General features: G+C 63.1%; 16 protein-coding genes. 5 read left to right on the plus strand and 11 right to left on the minus strand.

Annotated elements, in window-relative coordinates:
• Nucleotides 1–138: 138 nt before the first annotated feature.
• The 3 genes from GV818_RS27660 (at nt 139) to nudC (ending at nt 2,779) form a co-directional block, all read left to right on the plus strand.
• Nucleotides 139–915, plus strand: coding sequence for a class I SAM-dependent methyltransferase (locus GV818_RS27660; protein ID WP_161778047.1), 777 nt, complete (start codon nt 139–141; stop codon nt 913–915).
• Between the two features lie 214 nt (nt 916–1,129).
• The gene (locus GV818_RS27665) at nt 1,130–1,942 is read left to right on the plus strand and encodes a crotonase/enoyl-CoA hydratase family protein (RefSeq protein ID WP_161778048.1); all 813 of its coding nucleotides are present in this window, start codon (nt 1,130–1,132) and stop codon (nt 1,940–1,942) included.
• Nucleotides 1,943–1,948: 6 nt separating this feature from the next.
• Nucleotides 1,949–2,779, plus strand: a complete 831-nt coding sequence (nudC, locus tag GV818_RS27670; protein WP_161778049.1) for an NAD(+) diphosphatase — start codon at nt 1,949–1,951, stop codon at nt 2,777–2,779.
• Here nudC and GV818_RS27675 read toward each other — a convergent pair.
• Together GV818_RS27675 and GV818_RS27680 are read right to left on the minus strand one after the other, a co-directional pair.
• Nucleotides 2,747–3,526 carry a TSUP family transporter gene (locus GV818_RS27675; RefSeq protein WP_161756306.1) on the minus strand — a complete coding sequence of 260 codons (780 nt, stop codon included), beginning with the start codon at nt 3,524–3,526 and terminating at the stop codon, nt 2,747–2,749. The genes nudC and GV818_RS27675 overlap by 33 nt on opposite strands.
• Nucleotides 3,527–3,943: 417 nt before the next feature.
• Complete coding sequence (locus GV818_RS27680) at nt 3,944–5,179, minus strand: acyl-CoA dehydrogenase family protein (protein ID WP_161778050.1); 1,236 nt, start codon at nt 5,177–5,179, stop codon at nt 3,944–3,946.
• A 390-nt stretch (nt 5,180–5,569) separates the two neighbouring features.
• Between GV818_RS27680 and sfnG the strand changes: the two genes are divergently transcribed.
• Nucleotides 5,570–6,664 carry a dimethylsulfone monooxygenase SfnG gene (gene sfnG / locus GV818_RS27685; protein ID WP_161778051.1) on the plus strand — a complete coding sequence of 365 codons (1,095 nt, stop codon included), beginning with the start codon at nt 5,570–5,572 and terminating at the stop codon, nt 6,662–6,664.
• Between the two features lie 449 nt (nt 6,665–7,113).
• On the opposite strand, the gene GV818_RS27690 is transcribed toward sfnG, so the two are convergent.
• Together GV818_RS27690 and GV818_RS27695 are read right to left on the minus strand one after the other, a co-directional pair.
• Nucleotides 7,114–7,593, minus strand: a complete 480-nt coding sequence (locus GV818_RS27690) for a DUF1348 family protein (RefSeq protein ID WP_161756309.1) — start codon at nt 7,591–7,593, stop codon at nt 7,114–7,116.
• Between the two features lie 58 nt (nt 7,594–7,651).
• Nucleotides 7,652–8,215, minus strand: coding sequence for a TetR/AcrR family transcriptional regulator (locus GV818_RS27695; protein WP_161778052.1), 564 nt, complete (start codon nt 8,213–8,215; stop codon nt 7,652–7,654).
• 272 nt (nt 8,216–8,487) lie between these two features.
• On the opposite strand from GV818_RS27695, the gene pssA reads away from it, so the two are divergent.
• Nucleotides 8,488–9,831, plus strand: a complete 1,344-nt coding sequence (gene pssA, locus GV818_RS27700) for a CDP-diacylglycerol--serine O-phosphatidyltransferase (RefSeq protein WP_161756311.1) — start codon at nt 8,488–8,490, stop codon at nt 9,829–9,831.
• A gap of 47 nt (nt 9,832–9,878) precedes the next feature.
• Here pssA and GV818_RS27705 read toward each other — a convergent pair whose 3' ends face one another.
• The 7 genes from GV818_RS27705 to GV818_RS27735 form a co-directional block, all read right to left on the minus strand.
• The gene (locus GV818_RS27705; RefSeq protein ID WP_161778053.1) at nt 9,879–11,084 is read right to left on the minus strand and encodes an MFS transporter; all 1,206 of its coding nucleotides are present in this window, start codon (nt 11,082–11,084) and stop codon (nt 9,879–9,881) included.
• A gap of 67 nt (nt 11,085–11,151) precedes the next feature.
• Nucleotides 11,152–11,982 (minus strand): hypothetical protein, encoded by an 831-nt coding sequence (locus tag GV818_RS27710; RefSeq protein ID WP_161778054.1) that lies wholly within the window; start codon nt 11,980–11,982, stop codon nt 11,152–11,154.
• Nucleotides 11,983–12,131: 149 nt separating this feature from the next.
• Complete coding sequence (gene efeO, locus GV818_RS27715; RefSeq protein ID WP_161778055.1) at nt 12,132–12,956, minus strand: iron uptake system protein EfeO; 825 nt, start codon at nt 12,954–12,956, stop codon at nt 12,132–12,134.
• Nucleotides 12,957–12,991: 35 nt separating this feature from the next.
• A complete protein-coding gene (gene efeB / locus GV818_RS27720) occupies nt 12,992–14,305 on the minus strand; it encodes an iron uptake transporter deferrochelatase/peroxidase subunit (protein ID WP_161778056.1) in 1,314 nt (437 codons plus the stop codon).
• Nucleotides 14,306–14,320: 15 nt separating this feature from the next.
• Nucleotides 14,321–15,520: an iron uptake system protein EfeO gene (efeO, locus tag GV818_RS27725; RefSeq protein WP_161778057.1), complete on the minus strand. Its 1,200-nt coding sequence runs from the start codon at nt 15,518–15,520 to the stop codon at nt 14,321–14,323.
• An 8-nt stretch (nt 15,521–15,528) separates the two neighbouring features.
• Nucleotides 15,529–16,377, minus strand: a complete 849-nt coding sequence (gene efeU / locus GV818_RS27730) for an iron uptake transporter permease EfeU (RefSeq protein ID WP_161756316.1) — start codon at nt 16,375–16,377, stop codon at nt 15,529–15,531.
• 520 nt (nt 16,378–16,897) lie between these two features.
• Entirely contained in the window at nt 16,898–17,803 is a 906-nt protein-coding gene (locus GV818_RS27735) for an AraC family transcriptional regulator (RefSeq protein ID WP_161756317.1), read from the minus strand.
• Nucleotides 17,804–17,951 lie beyond the last annotated feature (148 nt).

A 17,951-nucleotide genomic window follows, 5' to 3' on the forward strand; every position in this document is an offset into this window, starting at 1 on the left:
CGGACGCCTTCGCTGGCAAGCCAGCTCCTACAGCCAGCTCCTGCAGCGAGGATGCAACTGACAGGAATTTCATGCGGTCTGCTGCAGGTCCGGGTTTATCCTGCCCGCCACTCACCCGCGCTATGAGGAGGTTCACCCATGAACGATCAGGCGATTCATCAGGCGGCGGCCGACGGCTATCAACAGGCCGCCGATACCTATGTGCGCGGTCGGCCGGACTATCCGTCAGCCCTCGACCCCTGGCTGCGGGAGACGCTGGGCCTGGGGCCGGGCCGGGTGGTGGTGGACCTGGGCGCCGGCACCGGCAAGTTCACTGGCCGCTTGCTGGCCAGCGGGGCCCAGGTGATCGCCATTGAGCCGGTGACGCAGATGCGCGCGAAACTGGCCGCCGCCCAGCCCGAGGCCCAGGCCCTGGAGGGCAGTGCCGAGGCGCTGCCCCTGAAGGATGCTTCGGTGGACGTGCTGGTCTGTGCCCAGGCCTTCCACTGGTTCGCCAGCCGCGCGGCGCTGGACGAGATTCATCGCGTGCTCAAGCCCGCTGGCAAGCTGGCCCTGGTGTGGAACCTGCGCGATGGCCGGGTGCCCTGGGTGGCGCGCCTGGACGCCATGGTCAATGCCTTGCAGGGCGACACCCCGCGCTATTACACCGGCGCCTGGCGCCAGGCCTTTCCCCACCCGGGGTTCGGAGCGTTGCAGGAGCAGCACTTCAGCCAGGGCCACAGCGGCACGCCGGAAGACGTGATCTTCAACCGCGTGCGTTCCACCAGCTTCATCGCCGCCTTGCCCCAGGCCGAGCGCGACGCCGTGGACCGGCAGATCGCCGCGCTGATCGACAGCGAGCCCGATTTGCGCGGCAAGGCCCAAGTCTCGGTGCCCTATGAGACCGCCGCCTTCCACTGCATCAAGCAGGGCTGAACCCAACCGCGAAACCACGGCCAATTGCCCTGAGCGCGGGCTTGCCAGCGACAGGGCCGGCAAGCCCGGCCAAGAGCCGGAGGCTTGTTCGCCGGCAGCCGGTTCCTGCGGGGCGATGCCCAGTCCCGCTTTTGGCCAATGCGCTGCCTTACGGCTCGCCACTGCCACTTGCTATAGTTCGGCCTCATTTTCTGCCCAGTAAAGGATCACTGCCATGTCCGAATACCAAGCCTTTCGCGTCGAACTCGCTGACAACATCGCCCATGTGCAGATCAACCGCCCGGAAAAGATCAACGCCATGAATGCCGCGTTCTGGAGCGAGATCGTCGAGATCTTCCAATGGATCGACGACACCGATGCCGTGCGGGTGGTGGTACTCAGCGGCGCTGGCAAGCATTTCTCCTCGGGCATCGACCTGATGATGCTGGCCGGCGTGGCCAATGAGCTGGGCAAGGATGTGGGGCGCAATGCACGCCTGCTGCGGCGCAAGATCTTCCAGCTGCAGGCTTCCTTCACCGCCGTGGACAACTGCCGCAAGCCGGTGCTGGCGGCGATCCAGGGTTATTGCCTGGGTGGTGCCATCGACCTGATCAGCGCCTGCGACATGCGTTACGCGGCTGATGATGCACAGTTCTCGATCAAGGAAATCGACATCGGCATGGCTGCGGATGTCGGCACGCTGCAACGCTTGCCGCGGATCATCGGCGACGGCATGCTGCGTGAGCTGGCCTACACTGGGCGCACCTTCGGTGCCGAGGAAGCGCGCAACATCGGCCTGGTCAATCGCACCTACAGCGATGCCTCCAGTTTGCTGGACGGGGTCATGGAGATTGCCCGGGAGATTGCCGCCAAGTCGCCGATTGCGATCAGCGGGACCAAGGAAATGCTCAGCTACATGCGCGACCACCGTATCGATGACGGCCTGGAATATGTCGCCACCTGGAACGCCGCCATGCTGCAGTCCAATGACCTGCGCGTGGCCATCGCCGCCCACATGAGCAAACAGAAACCCGAATTTCTGGATTGATTGACGATGATTGAACGCTGGACCACCGCAGTACTGGATACCGACCTTCCCGGCGGCTGGGCCGTGGCCCGTGGCCCGGACGGTTTTCTCTATGACGACAACGGCGCGCTGTTCCCCCGGCACTGGCTCAAGGGCCAGGACCTGCCGCTGCTGGCGGAACACGGCATTGGCCACTTGGATGGCGAGCCGGTGTACCTGCTGGAACTGAGCGCCCGCGCCGAGGTGCCGGGTTGCGGCTGGAAAGGCCTGCGGGCCTTCATGCTGGAGGGCGACCATACCCTGTACAAGGTCCTGGGTTATGCCGCGCAGATCGGCACCTGGGCCCGGGAGCATCGTTTCTGCGGCAGTTGCGGCCGGCCCATGGCCCAGGTGCCGGGGGAGCGGGCGATGTATTGCCAGCCTTGCGACCTGCGCGCCTACCCGCGCATCTCACCGAGCATGATCGTGCTGATCACCCGCGGTGATGAGGTACTCCTGGCTCGCTCGCCGCGTTTCGTCACCGGGGTCTACAGCACCCTGGCGGGTTTTGCCGAGCCCGGCGAGTCGGCGGAAGACTGCCTGATTCGCGAAGTGCGTGAAGAGGTGAGCATCGAGGTCAGGAATATCCAGTACGTCGGCAGCCAGTGCTGGCCGTTTCCCCACTCGATGATGCTGGGTTTTCATGCCGAATACGCCGGCGGCGACATTGTCCCGCAGGAAGACGAGATCGAGGACGCCCAGTGGTTCAACGTGCACGCGCTGCCGCCGTTGCCGGCCTCGCGCTCGATCGCCCGTTATCTGATCGACCTCTATGTGGCGCGGCGCTTAGGCCACGCTGAACCAGTGCTGCCAGGCTAGGCGCACGGTCAATCCCAGGACCACGGTGATGAACACCGGGCGAATGAACTTGGCACCACCGCTGATTGCGGTGCGTGCACCGAAGAACGCCCCGACCATCACCGACAGGCCCATGCTCAGGCCGATGATCCAGTCCACTTGCCCGGAGAACACGAACACCGACAGCGCCGCAATGTTGCTGACGAAGTTCATGCTGCGGGCCACGCCGCTGGCCTTGACCAGGTCGATGGGGTAGAGCAGCAGGCTGCTGACGGTCCAGAACGCACCGGTGCCCGGGCCTGCCACGCCATCGTAGAAGCCCAGGCTGAAGCCCTGGCTCGACTGCCATTTCTTCTTGATCGGCGCGTCACTGTCCAACGGCGCCTTGGGTGTGCCGCCGAACAGCAAGTACAGGCCACAGGCAAAGACAATCACCGGAAGCATCTTGTTCAGCCATTCCGCCGGCAGGTAATGGGCGACGATGGCCCCCGCCAGCGCGCCCACCAGGGTGCCGACGATGGCGTGGGTCCACTGCCTGGGGTGGAACAGCTTGCGGCGATAGAAGGTGAAACTGGCGGTGGCCGAGCCGAAGGTCGAACTGAGCTTGTTGGTGCCCAGCACCAGATGCGGCGGCAAGCCTGCGGTGAGCAGGGCCGGGGTGGTCAGCAGGCCGCCACCGCCGGCAATGGCGTCGATGAACCCGGCGATGAAGGCGACGACGGCGAGAATGGCGAGGGTGGTCAGGTCAACGCTGAGTTCGAAAGGCATGGATTCGGCTTATTTTTGGCGGGAAGGGCAAAGGGGGCTGCCCGAACGAGCGCCATATTACCCGCAACCCCGCCCGCTGCGCGACCGCCTCGACCTTGGTCTGATGCCGCCTGAGCCGAGCGCCCGTGCGGATAACGCCTTCGCTGGCAAGCCAGCTCCTACAGAACGGCACAGCGCGAATTCATTGTAGGAGCCGGCTTGCCGGCGAAGAGGCCCCTGAGCCGAGCGCCTGTGCGGATAACGCCTTCGCTGGCAAGCCAGCTCCTACAGAGCGGTGCAACGCGGATTCATTGCAGGAGCCGGCTTGCCGGCGAAGGGGCCCCTGAGCCAAGCGCCCGTGCGGATAACGCCTTCGCTGGCAAGCCAGCTCCTACAGAACGGTACAGCGCAGATTCATTGCAGGAGCCGGGCCTGAGGTCAGCGCTGCGGGCCGTTGCCGATCTGCCAGACAAAAGGCGGCTCGCTGCCGTTGATCCGCCAGTCGCCGACAATCCGCGCCTTGTAGATCACCGGGTTGTGCGACGACACCGTTCGCGCGTTGCGCCAATGCCGATCCAGGGCCTTGCCCTGGCGAATATCCGAGGCCCCCAGGGCATTGAACAGCTCGCTGGTGGCACGCTGGATCAGTTCGGTCACCACCACCTGGGCGGTGGCCGATTCGATCTCCGCCGCGACATTGGCCTTTCGTTCCTTGAACTCATCCCCGGCAAAGCGCGCCAGGTAGGCCCGTTGTGCCGGCACCGCGGCCCGCAGCGTGGCCGCTTCGGCGGCATACACCAGGGCGGCGATCTCGCCGACCACTTGCTGTACCTGGGCATCGGCGCTGACCCGGGGCGCATTGCCGTGGCTGTAGATGCGCTTGCGCACCCGCACTTCGTGGGTCACGTCACGCACGGCGGCGCGGCCGATCCCGGCCAGGGTCGCCAGCAGCACCAATTGGTAGAAGGCCGTCTGGTATTTGAAGCGGGTGGCGAAGTCGATAAGGTTCTCCGCCTGCACTTCGGCGTCCTTGAAGCGTGCAGTGCCACTACCGGTGGTGCGCTGGCCGAAGCCATCCCAGTCGTCACTCTGCTCGATCCCCGGCTGGCGGGTACGTACTGCGGCGATCACATCGCCGCCGGTATCGCTGCGCTGGGCATAGACATCGATCCAGTCAGAGAAAATGCTCCCGGTGCTGTAGAACTTTTCGCCGTTGAGGCGCCATTTCTCACCGTCCGGGGTCACCTGGGTGATGACTTGGCCGATCTCCACCGTGCCAATTTCGGTCCAGGCGCAGCCGACGATATCGCCTTCGACAAAACGCTTGAACCACAGGTCCCGGGCCGGTCCTGGCGGAGCGTTGAGGCGGTCCTCGACGAAGGCGAAGTGCCCGCGCAGGGCCTGGGGCAGATTGGCGTCGGCCTCGGCCAACTCGATCAGCAGTTGCAGCAGCTGGGGCAGGGACGCGCCGCCACCGCCATATGCCAGCGGCACGCGCAACGCGCCGAACCCGGATGCCTTGAGCCATTGGATCGGCTCATGGGGCAGGCTGCGGCTGTGCTCGCGTTCCACGGCGCCAGCCGCGATTTTCTGGAATATCGGGCGGAACCGCTCGGCCAGGGCCTCGTAGTCGACCCCAACGGACAGCGGATTGATTACCTGGTGTTCAGTCATGGTGTAGCTCCTGGGTTCGGCAGAAAAAGACAGTGCGCGTCGAGACTGATTGCACACAGCATGCCGCAATGCGCGGGGCCGGTTTACCTGGGGGAGGGTGATGAGGTGTCGCGGGCAACTGTTGCCCCGGCAACAGCCCATCAACAAATCGCCAGGTTTGCGTGGTTGCCTGTCACCGTTGCCGCAGGCCCGGGCCGTGTCCGGATACCCGCGCCGGGCGGCGCTGCGTTGAACAAGGCGTCGCGCTTGCAGCCCTTGGAACAGCCCCCGCAGGGCTTGCCGGCCCGAGCCTGCAACGGCCGCTACAAGGATGTTCAGCGCAAGGTTTCCTGGCGCTGGCACGCTTGCTGCTCAGGTCCTTGCACCTTTCCCAGTCCTGAGGACCGAACCATGAGTCAGCAAGCCGTCAAATTTGCCTATTGGGTGCCCAACGTCAGCGGCGGGCTGGTGGTGAGCAAGATCGAGCAGCGTACCCACTGGGGCATCGACTACAACCGCAAGCTGGCACAGATCGCCGAAGCCGCCGGCTTCGAATACGCCCTGACGCAGATCCGTTTCACCGCCGGTTACGGCGCCGAGTACCAGCATGAGTCGGTGGCCTTCAGTCACGCGTTGCTGGCGGCCACCCGCACGCTCAAGGTCATTGCCGCGATCTTGCCCGGTCCCTGGCAACCAGCCCTGGCGGCCAAGCAACTGGCGACCATCGACCAACTGACTGATGGCCGCATTGCGGTGAACATCGTCAGCGGCTGGTTCAAGGGTGAGTTCCAGGCCATCGGCGAGCATTGGCTGGAGCACGACGAGCGCTATCGCCGTTCCGAGGAGTTCATCCGCTGCCTGCGCGGGGTCTGGAGCGAGGATCACTTCACCTTCAAGGGGGATTTCTACCGTTTCGACCACTACAGCCTCAAACCCAAGCCCCTGGGCCAGCCGGAAATCTTCCAGGGCGGCAGTTCGCGAGCGGCGCGGGACATGGCGGCAAGGGTCTCCGACTGGTACTTCACCAACGGCAACAGCGTCGAGGGAATCAAGGCCCAGGTGGACGACATCCGAGCCAAGGCTGCCGCCAACCAGCATTCGGTGAAGGTCGGGGTGAATGCCTTTGTGATTGCCCGGGACACCGAGGAAGAAGCCCGGGCAGTGCTGCAGGAGATCATCGACCAGGCCGACCCGGAGGCGGTGAATGCCTTTGGCGATGCGGCGAAGCAGGCGGGCAAGGCCTCGCCGGAAGGAGAGGGCAACTGGGCCAAGTCGAGCTTCGAGGACCTGGTGCAATACAACGATGGTTTCAAGACCAACCTGATTGGTACCCCCCAGCAGATAGCCCAGCGGATTGTCGCCTTGAAGGCGGTGGGGGTGGATCTGGTGCTGGCGGGTTTCCTGCATTTCCAGGAAGAGGTTGAATATTTTGGCAAGCGCGTACTGCCGCTGGTGCGCGAACTGGAAGCCCAGGCCCGGCTCAAGGACCAGGAAGTCGCCGCCTGATGTGACCCGCCCCGGGCCAGGCTTGCCGGCGCAAGCGCCCCGAAGCCTGGTGCAAGGCTTACAGGCGCCTTCGCTGGCAAGCCAGCTCCTACGGGAGGGTGGTTGTTGCGCGGGCTATCTGTAGGAGCCGGCTTGCCGGCGAAAGGGCCCGAAAGCTTGGTGCAAGGCATGCAGACGCCTTCGCTGGCAAGCCAGCTCCTACGGGGGTGGTGGTTGTTGCGCGGGCTATCTGTAGGAGCCGGCTTGCCGGCGAAAGGGCCCGAAAGCTTGGTGCAATGCATGCAGACGCCTTCGCTGGCAAGCCAGCTCCTACGGGGGTGGTGGTTGTTGCGCGGGCTATCTGTAGGAGCCGGCTTGCCGGCGAAAGGGCCCGAAAGCCTGGTGCAAGGCATGCAGACGCCTTCGCTGGCAAGCCAGCTCCTACAGAGGGTAGGTGTGGCGCGGGTCCGTTACAGGCCCAGATCGGAAAGGCTCGGGTGGTCATCCGGACGGCGACCCAATGGCCAATGGAACTGGCGTTCGCTGGCCTTGATCGGCATGTCGTTGATGCAGGCGAAACGATGGGCCATCAGCCCTTGCTCGTCGAATTCCCAGTTTTCATTGCCGTAGGAACGGAACCAGTTGCCCGAGTCGTCATGCCATTCGTAGGCGTAACGCACGGCAATGCGATTGTCGGTAAAGGCCCAGAGCTCCTTGATCAGCCGATACTCCAGTTCCTTGGCCCATTTGCGACTGAGGAATGCCTTGGCCTCTTCGCGGTTGTGGGCGAACTCGGCGCGGTTGCGCCATTGAGTGTCCAGGGTATAGGCCAGGGATACCCGCTCCGGGTCCCGGGAGTTCCAGCCGTCTTCGGCCAGGCGAATCTTTTCAATGGCCGACTCGCGGGTGAACGGCGGAAGGGGCGGACGCGTTGGTACGTTAGATGACATGACCTGTCTCCAATGAAAGGTGTTGTTCAAACAAACAAGTTGCTCTTGTTTAAAACAATCAGAGGTCCAATAACTTGCGCGCCATGCATTGCGCATTATCAGCAGCACTGTGATCGCCCATGACAAGGGCAACGGTAATGGCGCCATCGATCAGAATCAGCAACTGCGCCGCCAATTGTGAGGGATGCGCTGCGCCATGGTCCTGGCAAAGCTCGCGCACGTAGTCGAGCAGTTTCTGTTTATGCTGTTTCGCCACCTGGCGCACCGGGTCCTGGGAATCACCGGTTTCGCCGCTGGTGTTGATAAAGGCACAGCCGCGGAAACCTTCCGAGGCGAACCATTCCTTGAGCACATCGAACAGCGCCAGTAGACGCGCCGCGGGGCTCACGGCCTTGTCCACCTCGGTCTTGAACCAGTGCATCCAGCGTTGGTCGCGACGTTCGAGGGCGGCTACCACCAACTCGTCCTTGTTGTTGAAATAGCGATAGACGCTCTTTCGCGAAACCCCGGCGGTTTTCACCAGAAGATCCATGCCGGTGGCGGCAATGCCACTTTTATAGATCAGCTTCTCGGTGACGTCGAGGATGATGTCGCGTGTTTCAGTGGGAGTGATTTCGTTCATGTGGCAAAGAGTAGAACGATCGTTCTCCTTGGTCAATCAAGTTGTTTGCAATTCTCCGAATACTTCTCGCGAGTCATGAAAGTAACCGGCCTGCCAGCGAAAGTGGCGCCTGCTCGGAACAAGGCCCCAAGCCTGTTCGCCAACTCGCCGAGCAGCGCCCGAGTGCTCCTGCGGATAGGCCAGGGATGGCCTTATAAATGCCAAGCAGGGGACTCTGGCCGGCCCATGGTGTAAGCTCTTGCGCTCTTTGGATTTGAGCCACTGCGAGCCCTATGCCGTCGCTTTTCAAACGTTCTTTGCTGCCCAAGCTGCGCAGCTTCCCCCTGGCTGCCGAGGCCTTCACCACGCTGACTGGCGCTGCGGAATTTCGTCGCACGCTGCTGGAGCAAATTGCCCAGGCCACTCGACGCATCTATATCGTCGCGCTGTACTTGCAACAGGATGAGGCCGGCCAGGAAATCCTCGATGCCCTGCATGCCGCCAAGGCCGCTCGCCCCGAACTGGAGGTGGTGGTCGTGGTGGACTGGCTGCGGGCCCAGCGTGGCCTGATCGGGGCCGGCAAGCAGCCGGGCAACTCGGCCTGGTATCAGGACATGACTCGCACGCATGCCAGCGAAGTACCGATCTACGGTGTGCCGGTGCAGACCCGGGAGTTGTTCGGGGTCTTGCACCTCAAGGGTTTCGTGATCGATGACTGCGTGCTGTACAGCGGCGCCAGCTTGAACAACGTGTACCTGCACAAGTTCGACAAGTACCGTTTCGACCGTTATCACCTGCTGCATAACCAGGCCCTGGCCGACTCCATGCACCACCTGGTAAAGCACGGTCTGGTGGAGTCGCGGGCGGTGCATCGGCTGGACCTGCCGAACCTGCCCAGCACCCGCAGCCTGCGTAACGATATCGGTGACCTGCGCAGCCGTCTCAAGCACGCCACCTATGACACCACCGCCGGTGGCCTGGACAAGAGCGGGCTGTCGGTCAGCCCGTTGCTCGGGGTCGGCAAGGGCAACCCCTTGAACCGGGTGGTCTGCGAACTGATCGCCGGGGCCCAGCAGCAACTGACCATCTGCACCCCGTATTTCAACCTGCCACTAGTCGTCACCCGGGAGATCAACCGTGCCTTGGAGCGCGGGGTGCGGATCGACATCATTGTTGGCGACAAGACCGCCAACGACTTCTATATCCCCCCCAGCCAGCCGTTCAAGGTAATTGCCGCGCTGCCTTATCTGTACGAAATCAGCCTGCGGCGTTTCGCCAAGCGCCACCAGAAGGTGATCGACAGCGGCCAGTTGAACCTGCACCTGTGGCGTGACGGTGACAATACCTACCACCTCAAGGGCATGTGGGTCGACGAGCGTTATACCTTGCTCACCGGCAACAACCTCAACCCGCGAGCGTTTCGCCTGGACCTGGAAAACGCCCTGTTGCTGGATGATCCCAAGGGCGAGTTGCTGGATGCGCGAGGTGCCGAGCAAGAGCAGATCTACCGTCACACCCGGCGCATTGAACACTTCCAGTACCTGGACAGTCTGGTGGACTACCCCGAGGCCGTGGGCAAGTTCCTGCGCCGGGTCAGCCGTGTGCGGATCGAGCGCTTGTTCTACCGCATGCTGTGATCACAGGGGACTCGGCATTGGCCTGGTAGCCGCTGCCGAGTCGGCGTTCAGCTCCTGGCGCGCGGGTATGGCCAGATCACCACCATGAGCAGCAACACCGCGGCCAGCAGATAGGGCAGGCGTGGTTCGATGGCGTAGATCAGGCTCCCGGCCAACGGTCCGATGACCACGCCGAAACCCTGGGCGGCACCGATGCTGCCCGCAGTGGCGCCTTGTTCCGAAGCTTCTACGGCATTCGCTGCCAGGGCCGAGAACGAGGGGAAGATACCGCCCATGCCGGCCGCCGAGACAAAAAACGCCAGCCACAGGCCCCAGGCACTGTCCACCAGCATGCTGCCGGCATAACCCACGGCCGACAGCAAGGCGCCGTAGCGGATCATCCGCAGGGGTGGCCACTCCAGCCTGCGCACCACCAACTGCGAGCAGATCAGAGCCACGCCGACCATGGCCAAGGCCACGCCCGCGGTCTGGGCAGCATCGGCCGGGCTCATGTGCAGCCGGTCCAGGGCGTAGAAACTGACGGTGATCTGGGCAATCGACACGCAGAGCATGGCGATGAAGGCCACCACCATTGGCCGGTGCAACCGCGGGTCGCTCAGGCGGACCCGGGTCGGGGCCTGCCTGAGGTGCAGCTCCTGGCGCGGCAATTTGAAGCGCAGCACCAGGAACGCCAATAACGGCAACACCGCCATGGCGTAGAAGGGCAGGCTCAGGCTGTAGCGGGCCAGCAGCGCGGCCACGGCCGGTCCCACCACCAGGCCTACGGCGTTGGCGGCACCGAGGGTGGCCATGGCGCGGGCCCGGTGCTGCGGTTCGACGTTGTCGGCGATCAGGGCGAAGCCGCCCACCGGAATCGCCGCATAGAAGGCACCGATCAGGCCGCGTCCAAGCATCAGGCCGGTAAAGGCCACGGCAATACTGGGCAGCATCTGCAGCGACAGGTCGATGAACAGGCACAGGGCCCAATAGGCCAGGGTGAAGCCGGCGGTGCCCAGCAGCAGCACCCGACGACGGCCGAAGCGATCGCTGGCTCGGCCCCAGGGGCGCGCCAGGAGCATCCAGATCACCCCGGACACGGTGACGGCGGCGCCGGCGTGCCAGGTTTCCAGGTGCAGTGCGCGGGAGATGGGACCAATCAGCGAGACGAAGGCCATCATCGACATGGTGCAAGCCATGTAGGCGACCATCAGCGGCAGCAGGCTGAACGCGCTACTGTTCTTTAAAACATGGGGGCGCGGAGTGGAGCGTGGCATGGGCTAGCTTCCGTAAATTCTTGGCTACAGGGGCGATCTCAATTGGGTATCTCTATAACGTCGACGGTTATGGCACGGAAGCGTCACTTTCACCGCTTGCGAACCCTTGGCTCTTGTTGCAGTGACGTCTTTCAAAATGTGTGCTGAAGGGTGGGGTACTAGTGGCTATCAATACGCTCTCATCATCAATTCGGGTCATCCGTTCTTGTCGAGGATCTTTCACACAAGGATCGTATGCATACATTTCGAAGTGGACGACAAAGATGCGCCCAATCGAGTTCAGCGCACGTTCATACCAGGGAGTGAGGTAGACGGTTCCGAGGATCAGCGCTGCGACGCCGAGAAGCCTCATGGTCCTAACAGAGTTAGTCCAGCGGGCCGTCTTATGTCGGATGCCTGGAAGCAGTAGGCCAGTGAAGATAATCGGTAATGAGATCAAGCTGCTTAGTAACAGTTGAAGCGAAACCCCGATGTAGATCATAGCGATGATCACCAGCAACACCGCCAATGTTGCTAACGGGGTGAGAAAGGCTGTGGTGTAGGGAAAGAGTGACGGAGGGACGCCGGTAATTTTGTTAACGATGATTGCGGCATAGGCTGCTGAGAACGCCAAGGTCATGGCCAGCAGCCCTGTCAGCACGACGCGTACCAACCAGGACTTTTTTTGCCAAGTCTTGAGTTGTGAAGCCCAGGCGTAAATTTCAATCAATACGGCTAGTGCCGATAGGGTTGCTGCCGCCCCCAGTAGTACAAGGTTCAATGGCATCGAAGAGCGAGCATCGGCCGTGGTGACAGTGCAGACCATCCACGCCAGAGAAAAGCCCATGGCGGCGGAGTACAGCTTTATGCGAGTTGGAGCTTCGATCCAGTCAATAAAAAAATTAATGATGCTGTTCAATCGTTGTTTCAAAATTTTCCCAAGTCCTTTTGATAGTCCCGTACCGGAAGGGCACGGGAACCATCGCATTATGCCTTAAGCGTCTTTAAGCGACTTGCGCTGGTCGCCTTTCCTCTTACTGAGGTCGGTGACTGCTCGTTTACGGCAATTCAGTTCAGACCCAGTTTGCCGCGCAGGGTGGAGAGGTCCTCCGCCAGGGTGTTGACCGGGCCCACCAAGGCCTTGCGGTCGGCTTCCTTGACCTTGTCGTAGGTCATGAAACCGCCGTCCGGGGTTTTGTACTTGGCGAGGATCTTGTTCACCGCGGCGAAGTTCTTGTCGACCTTGGCGACAAAGGCCTTGTCCTGCTTCTCGATTTGCGGACGGAACAGGTCGACGATTTTCTTCGCACCGTCGATGTTGCCCTGGAAGTCGTAGAGGTCGGTGTGGCTGTAGCGATCTTCTTCACCGGAGATCTTGGTCGCGGCCACTTCTTCCAGCAGCGCGGCGGCGCCACCGACGACTTTTTCCGGCGGGAAGGTCAGGCCGGCGACGCGAGCCTGCAAGTCCTTGACGTCCTTGTTCAGGCTGTCGGCCAGCTCGCCCAGGCCTTCGGTGCTGTTTTCCGAGAACAGCGAGTATTCCAGGCGGTGGAAACCGGTGAAGTCTTCGGCCTTGACGCCTTTTTCATGGTCATTGACCCGGGAGTCGATGGAGGCGTCGAGGTCACTGAAGAGTTCGGCGATCGGCTCGATCGACTCGTAGTAGACCCGGGTCGGCGCGTACAGCTTCTTGGCGGTGGCCAGGTCGCCCTTTTTCACTGCGTCGGTGAATTGCTGGGTGTGGCTGGTCAGCCCATCGAGCTGTTCGGTGACGTAGATCTTGTAGTCGGAGATCGGCCCCACCAGCTCCAGGGGCGCGGTGGCAGCGAATGCCGCAAGCGGAGCATGGAGCAAGCCAAGGGTCAGCAACACAGCGAGAGGCGACTTTTTCATGGGACTTTTCCGTGGGGGTAGTGTTGTTTTTGGTGTTAGGCAGTGATTTTTGCTTGAGTGGCATCGAGCAATGAGCGACCGATGAAATCCTGGTCGCCGGTGACACCCGGCAAGGTGAAGAAATAACCGCCGCCCACAGGCTTCAGGTACTCCTCCAGGGGCTCGCCGTTCAGCCGGGTCTGCACTGCGACAAAGCCTTTTTCCAGGTCCGCCTGGTAGCAGATGAACAGCAGGCCCATGTCCAGCTGGCCGTTCTTGTTGACGCCGTTGGAGTAGTTGAACGGCCGGCGCAGGATCAGGTTCTGCTGGCTCTGCGCGGTGCGTGGGTTGGCCAGGCGGATGTGGGCGTCGAGCTTGGTGACCTTGCCGTGGGGGTCTCGGGCGTAGTCGGGGACCTGGCTTTCCTTCTGGCCGTCCATGGGCGCGCCGCTGGTCTTGACCCGGCCGATGATGCTTTCCTGCTCTTGCAGCGGGGTGCGGTCCCAGCGTTCGACGAAGTTGCGGATGATCCGCACCGCCTGGTAGCTGCCATGGGCCGCCCAGGCCGGTTCGTCACTGCCGGGCTGGACCCAGACGATCTGCTGCATGGCCTTCTGGTCGTTGGAGTCGGGGTTGGCCGAGCCGTCGCGAAAACCCAGGAAGTTGCGCGCGCTTTGCGCCGCCTCGCCGGGCTTGGCCGGGGCCTGGGGCGGTACGCTGCCTTCCTGTTTCCAGCGCACCAGCAGCAGGTCGGGCAGGTTCTTCACGATATCGCGCAGGGCGTGGATGTTGGTGTCGGCGGTGTTGGAGCAGATCTGCAGGCTCAGGTCGCCGTGGCAGTTGGCAGGCTCCAGGGCATCGTTGGGAAACCCCACCATGCGCGTCAGGCGCTTGGGTTTGGCAGATTCCAGGCCGAAGCGTTCGTCGAACAGCGACTCGCCCACCGAGACGCTGATGGTCAGGTTGTCCGGGGTCACCACCGGGCCGAGGATGCCCGAATCCAGGGGCGGCAGTTTCGGGTCGACCTGGGTCACCGGGCCGCCGCTCATGAGGAAGCTGATGCGTTCATTGAGGGTGCGAAACAGCCGCTCCAGGTCATCGCGGTCGCTGGCCAGTACATCGAAGGACACCAGCATGCCCGAAGCCGGACGTGGGGTGACGATGCCGCTCTGGTGCTGGCCGTGGAAGTCGTGATGATCCTGGGTCTTGTCGCTGCTGGGGGCCTGGGTGACCTGGGCTGCGGCGCTGGCGGCCATGGCCGGGCAGCTCAGGCTGCTGCCGGCCAGGGCTACGCCGGCAGCGCCCATGCCCAGCAACACGCGCCGGCGTTGGGCGGAAAAAGACGGGTTGGACTGGTCTGAATCGTTCATTGAAGGCTCGTCTTGTTACAGGCCGGAGAGGCCGAGTGCGGGATCGATGCGGTCGAGGGCGTCGGCCAGGGCCTTGGCCTTGTCGGCAAGCTCTTTGCGTTGTTCGGCGCTGACCTGGTCGTAGGCGACATAACCGAAGCCATCGCGCAGGCTGTCGAGCCGGGCGGCCAGGGCATTGGCGGCGTTGTCCACCTCGGGCAGCAATTGCGCCGCAGACTTGGCCAGCAAGGGCCGCAGCAGGTCGATGACTTTGCGCGTGGTGTCCAGGTTGGCAGCAAAGCCGTTGAGGTCGCTGTGGCTGTAGCGTTCCTCCTCGCCGCTGCTGGCTCGCAGGTCGGCCAGGCTGCGCATGTTGCGGGCCACGATGCTCACCAGTTGCTCCGGCGGCAGGGTCTGGGCCAACAGCTGCTCCTTGAGGCTGGCCACATCGCTGGATAAGTGTTGCGCCACCGGGGCCAGGCCTGCCAGGTCGCGCTTCTGGAACAGGCCGTACTCCAGGCGATGGAAGCCGCTGAAGCCCGGGTCCTGTTCACGCTGTTCGAAATAGTCGGCGCGGGCGTTGATGGCGTTGTCCAGTTCGGCCAGGCGCTGGGCCGCGGGAGCCAGGCGCTGATAAGCGGCGCGGGCCGGCAGGTACAGGGCCTGGGCCTGCTTCAGGTCGCCGCTGTCGATGGCTTGCTGCAAGGCGTTCACCGCCTTGGTCAGGGCGCTGCCCTGGGTGCTCAGGTAGACCCTGAACTCCGACAGCGGGCCGATGAAGGCCACCATCGACGGCCGCGCCTTGGCCTGGGCATCAGACTCGGCGGTCGGGGTCACGTGCAGGGTGCCGCGGGGGTTGCTCAGCAGCCCGCAGGTGATGGCGTAGTCACCGGGCAGCAGGTTGGCGTTGATCACCTGGCTCAGGCCCGGGGCGATGTTCTCCCGTTCTTCCACCACCAGCACGCCGTCGAGGATTTCCCATTCCACGGCGCGATCCGAGCGGTTGACGATGCGAAAGCTGGTGTGCCCGGCCGGGACCGTCAGCGCATTGGGCTCGCAGCTCTTGGGGTGGATGGTCACGGTGATTTCGCCCTGGTGGGCCTGGCGCTTGCTGGCGGCCAGTTGCGAGGCGTAGTAGAACAGCCCGCCGGCGGCGATCATCACGATCACCGAGCCGGCAACCGCCCAGCGCAATGCGCGGGGAGGCGAGGCCTGGGGAGAGGCTTGCTGGGTCATGGGGAGCCTTACTGACTGGAAACGGAAGACGAAGAGCCGGGCGCCTTGGCGGGGGCGCCACCGGGCAGGAAGAACAGCACCAGGGTTACGGCCAGGTACAGCACATAGGCGCCGAGGGTGCTGACGGTGGGCGCGTCCTGGTAGCCGAACATGCCGGCCAGCACCGAGCCCAGCGGGCCGTCCATGGGCAGGCTGGCGCTGAAGTCGAAGAGCACGGTCTGCAGGTGGTTCCAGATTCCCGCTTCATGCAGCGCCTGCACCGAGTTGGCGAGGATGCCGGCGGCCACCACTAGGATGAACAGACCGGTCCAGCGGAAGAATGCGCCGAGGTTCAGGCGCATGCTGCCGGTATAGATGAGGAAACCGACGATGATTGCCACGATCAGGCCCAGCAGGGCGCCGATGGGCGCGCCGGGGCCTTCGCTCTGCTGGAACACCGCCAGCAGGAAGAACACGGTTTCCAGGCCTTCCCGGGCCACGGCGAAGAACACCATGGCGATCAGCGCTGTGACTTGGTGCTTGGAACCGGTCAGGGCATGGTCCAGGGACACATGCAGGGAGTGCTTGATCGAGCGCGCCACCTTGCGCATCCAGAACACCATGGAACTGAGGATGCCCACGGCCACCAGGCCGACGATGCCCTCGAACAGCTCCTGCTGCTTCTGCGGGAACTCCGCACTCATCAGCTCCAGGCCACCGCCCACCAGTAGGGCCAGGGCCACGGCGAGGAATACGCCGATCCACACGGCGGGCATCCACTGGCCGCGACCGGTCTGTTTCAGGTAGCTGGCGATGATGCCAACGATGAGCGCGGCTTCAATCCCTTCGCGCAGCATGATCAGAAATGGAACGAGCATTCAGCACCGGCGGGTCAATTTGGTTAGGAAGTAATTTGTAACATAATGATACTCATTGCCAAATGAAGATTGTTACCAACTGCTGAACGGAAGCTGAACGGGATTCGTTTACCAAGGTAAAGGCTTTTGCCGCTCCAGCCTGATGGCTGTAGGAGCCGGCTTGCCGGCGAAGAGGGCCGCAAGACGTGCGCTGATCGGCTGGCGCCTTCGCTGGCAAGCCAGCTCCTACAGGGGGGCGGCTGCGCGACGTGGCTTTTTGTAGGAGCCGGCTTGCCGGCGAAGAGGGCCGCAAGACGTGCGCTGATCGGCTGGCGCTTTCGCTGGCAAGCCAGCTCCTACGGGGGCGGCGGCTGCGCGACGTGGCTTTTTGTAGGAGCCGGCTTGCCGGCGAGGGGGGCCGCAAGACGTGTGCTGATCGGCTGGCAAGCCAGCTCATACGGGGGCGGCTGCTGCGCGATGTGGCTTTTTGTAGGAGCCGGCTTGCCGGCGAAGGGGACCGCAAGACGTGCGGCAGTTCGGCTCAGCCGAGGTTCTGTTCGGTCAGCCGTTGCACTGCCAGGCGGCGGTAGTGGGAAGGGGTCATGCCCTTGAGCTGCTGGAAACGCCGGTTGAAGTTGGAGATGTTGTTGAAACCCGACTCGAAGCACACGTCAGTCACCGGCTTGTCGCCATCGGCCAGCAGCTCGCAGGACTTGCTGATTCGCAGGCGATTGACGAACTCGATGAAGCAGCGCCCGGTGGCCTGCTTGAACACCCGGGAGAAGTAGGTGGGCTTCATCCCGAGGTGGTCGGCGACTTCGTCCAGGGTCAGCTCCCGGGCGTAGTGGGCAAAGATGTAGTCCACCGCGCGGTTGGTGCGGTCGATGCTGTGCTCATCCGCCAGCTGCACGCGAGTGGCCCCGGACAGCAGTTGGTAGTCGTCGCAGGCGGCGAGCAGCTCCATGAGGATGAAAAAGTGGCCGAGGCGGGTGATGCCGGTGGAGTCGGCAATGCGCTGCATCAACGGCAGGGCCTGGGCGATGGTGTGCTGGCAGCGAAACTCGATGCCGTATTGCGCGCGCTCCAGCAGCGCTGTGAGGTTTTTCAGCTCGGCGAACACCTGGCTGCCGCTGTCGAACAGTTCATCGGTGAAGTTCACCAGCATGTCGCGCTTGAGCACCACTTCGTCCTCGGCCACCTGGCTGATCCAGTTGTGCGGCAGGTTGGGCCCGGTGAGGAACAGCGTCTGCGGATAGAAGTTGCCGATGTAGTCGCCGATGAACACCTTGCCGGAGCTGGCGACGATCAGGTGCAGCTCGTATTCCTTGTGGAAATGCCAGCGCACCAGGGGGCAGGGGAAACCGTGCTGGCGGTAGATGATGGACAGGCCGTTGTGGTCGTCCATCAACTCATAGGAAGGATCGGTGATCTTGCCGGGTCGACTCATGGCGCAGGTCTGTTTTTGTTGTTGGCCCGGCTGATAATGCCTCGGGACTTGCCCGCGCACCAGTAGCAACGGGTCGCCAGCGAAGGCGGCCCGCTGCCTTGTGCAAGGCTCAAGGGGCTCTTCGCCGGCAAACGCAACAGCGCCCGGT

The organism is Pseudomonas sp. Fl4BN1, from assembly GCF_009908285.1.
GTDB lineage: Bacteria > Pseudomonadota > Gammaproteobacteria > Pseudomonadales > Pseudomonadaceae > Aquipseudomonas.

Bases quoted from the DNA above. Each gene is read 5' to 3' on its own strand.
- GV818_RS27660 (WP_161778047.1), top strand. From the start codon at position 139: ATGAACGATCAGGCGATTCATCAGGCGGCGGCCGACGGCTATCAACAG.
- GV818_RS27665 (WP_161778048.1), top strand. From the start codon at position 1,130: ATGTCCGAATACCAAGCCTTTCGCGTCGAACTCGCTGACAACATCGCC.
- nudC (WP_161778049.1), top strand. From the start codon at position 1,949: ATGATTGAACGCTGGACCACCGCAGTACTGGATACCGACCTTCCCGGC.
- GV818_RS27675 (WP_161756306.1), bottom strand. From the start codon at position 3,526: ATGCCTTTCGAACTCAGCGTTGACCTGACCACCCTCGCCATTCTCGCC.
- GV818_RS27680 (WP_161778050.1), bottom strand. From the start codon at position 5,179: ATGACTGAACACCAGGTAATCAATCCGCTGTCCGTTGGGGTCGACTAC.
- sfnG (WP_161778051.1), top strand. From the start codon at position 5,570: ATGAGTCAGCAAGCCGTCAAATTTGCCTATTGGGTGCCCAACGTCAGC.
- GV818_RS27690 (WP_161756309.1), bottom strand. From the start codon at position 7,593: ATGTCATCTAACGTACCAACGCGTCCGCCCCTTCCGCCGTTCACCCGC.
- GV818_RS27695 (WP_161778052.1), bottom strand. From the start codon at position 8,215: ATGAACGAAATCACTCCCACTGAAACACGCGACATCATCCTCGACGTC.
- pssA (WP_161756311.1), top strand. From the start codon at position 8,488: ATGCCGTCGCTTTTCAAACGTTCTTTGCTGCCCAAGCTGCGCAGCTTC.
- GV818_RS27705 (WP_161778053.1), bottom strand. From the start codon at position 11,084: ATGCCACGCTCCACTCCGCGCCCCCATGTTTTAAAGAACAGTAGCGCG.
- efeO (WP_161778055.1), bottom strand. From the start codon at position 12,956: ATGAAAAAGTCGCCTCTCGCTGTGTTGCTGACCCTTGGCTTGCTCCAT.
- efeB (WP_161778056.1), bottom strand. From the start codon at position 14,305: ATGAACGATTCAGACCAGTCCAACCCGTCTTTTTCCGCCCAACGCCGG.
- efeO (WP_161778057.1), bottom strand. From the start codon at position 15,520: ATGACCCAGCAAGCCTCTCCCCAGGCCTCGCCTCCCCGCGCATTGCGC.
- efeU (WP_161756316.1), bottom strand. From the start codon at position 16,377: ATGCTCGTTCCATTTCTGATCATGCTGCGCGAAGGGATTGAAGCCGCG.
- GV818_RS27735 (WP_161756317.1), bottom strand. From the start codon at position 17,803: ATGAGTCGACCCGGCAAGATCACCGATCCTTCCTATGAGTTGATGGAC.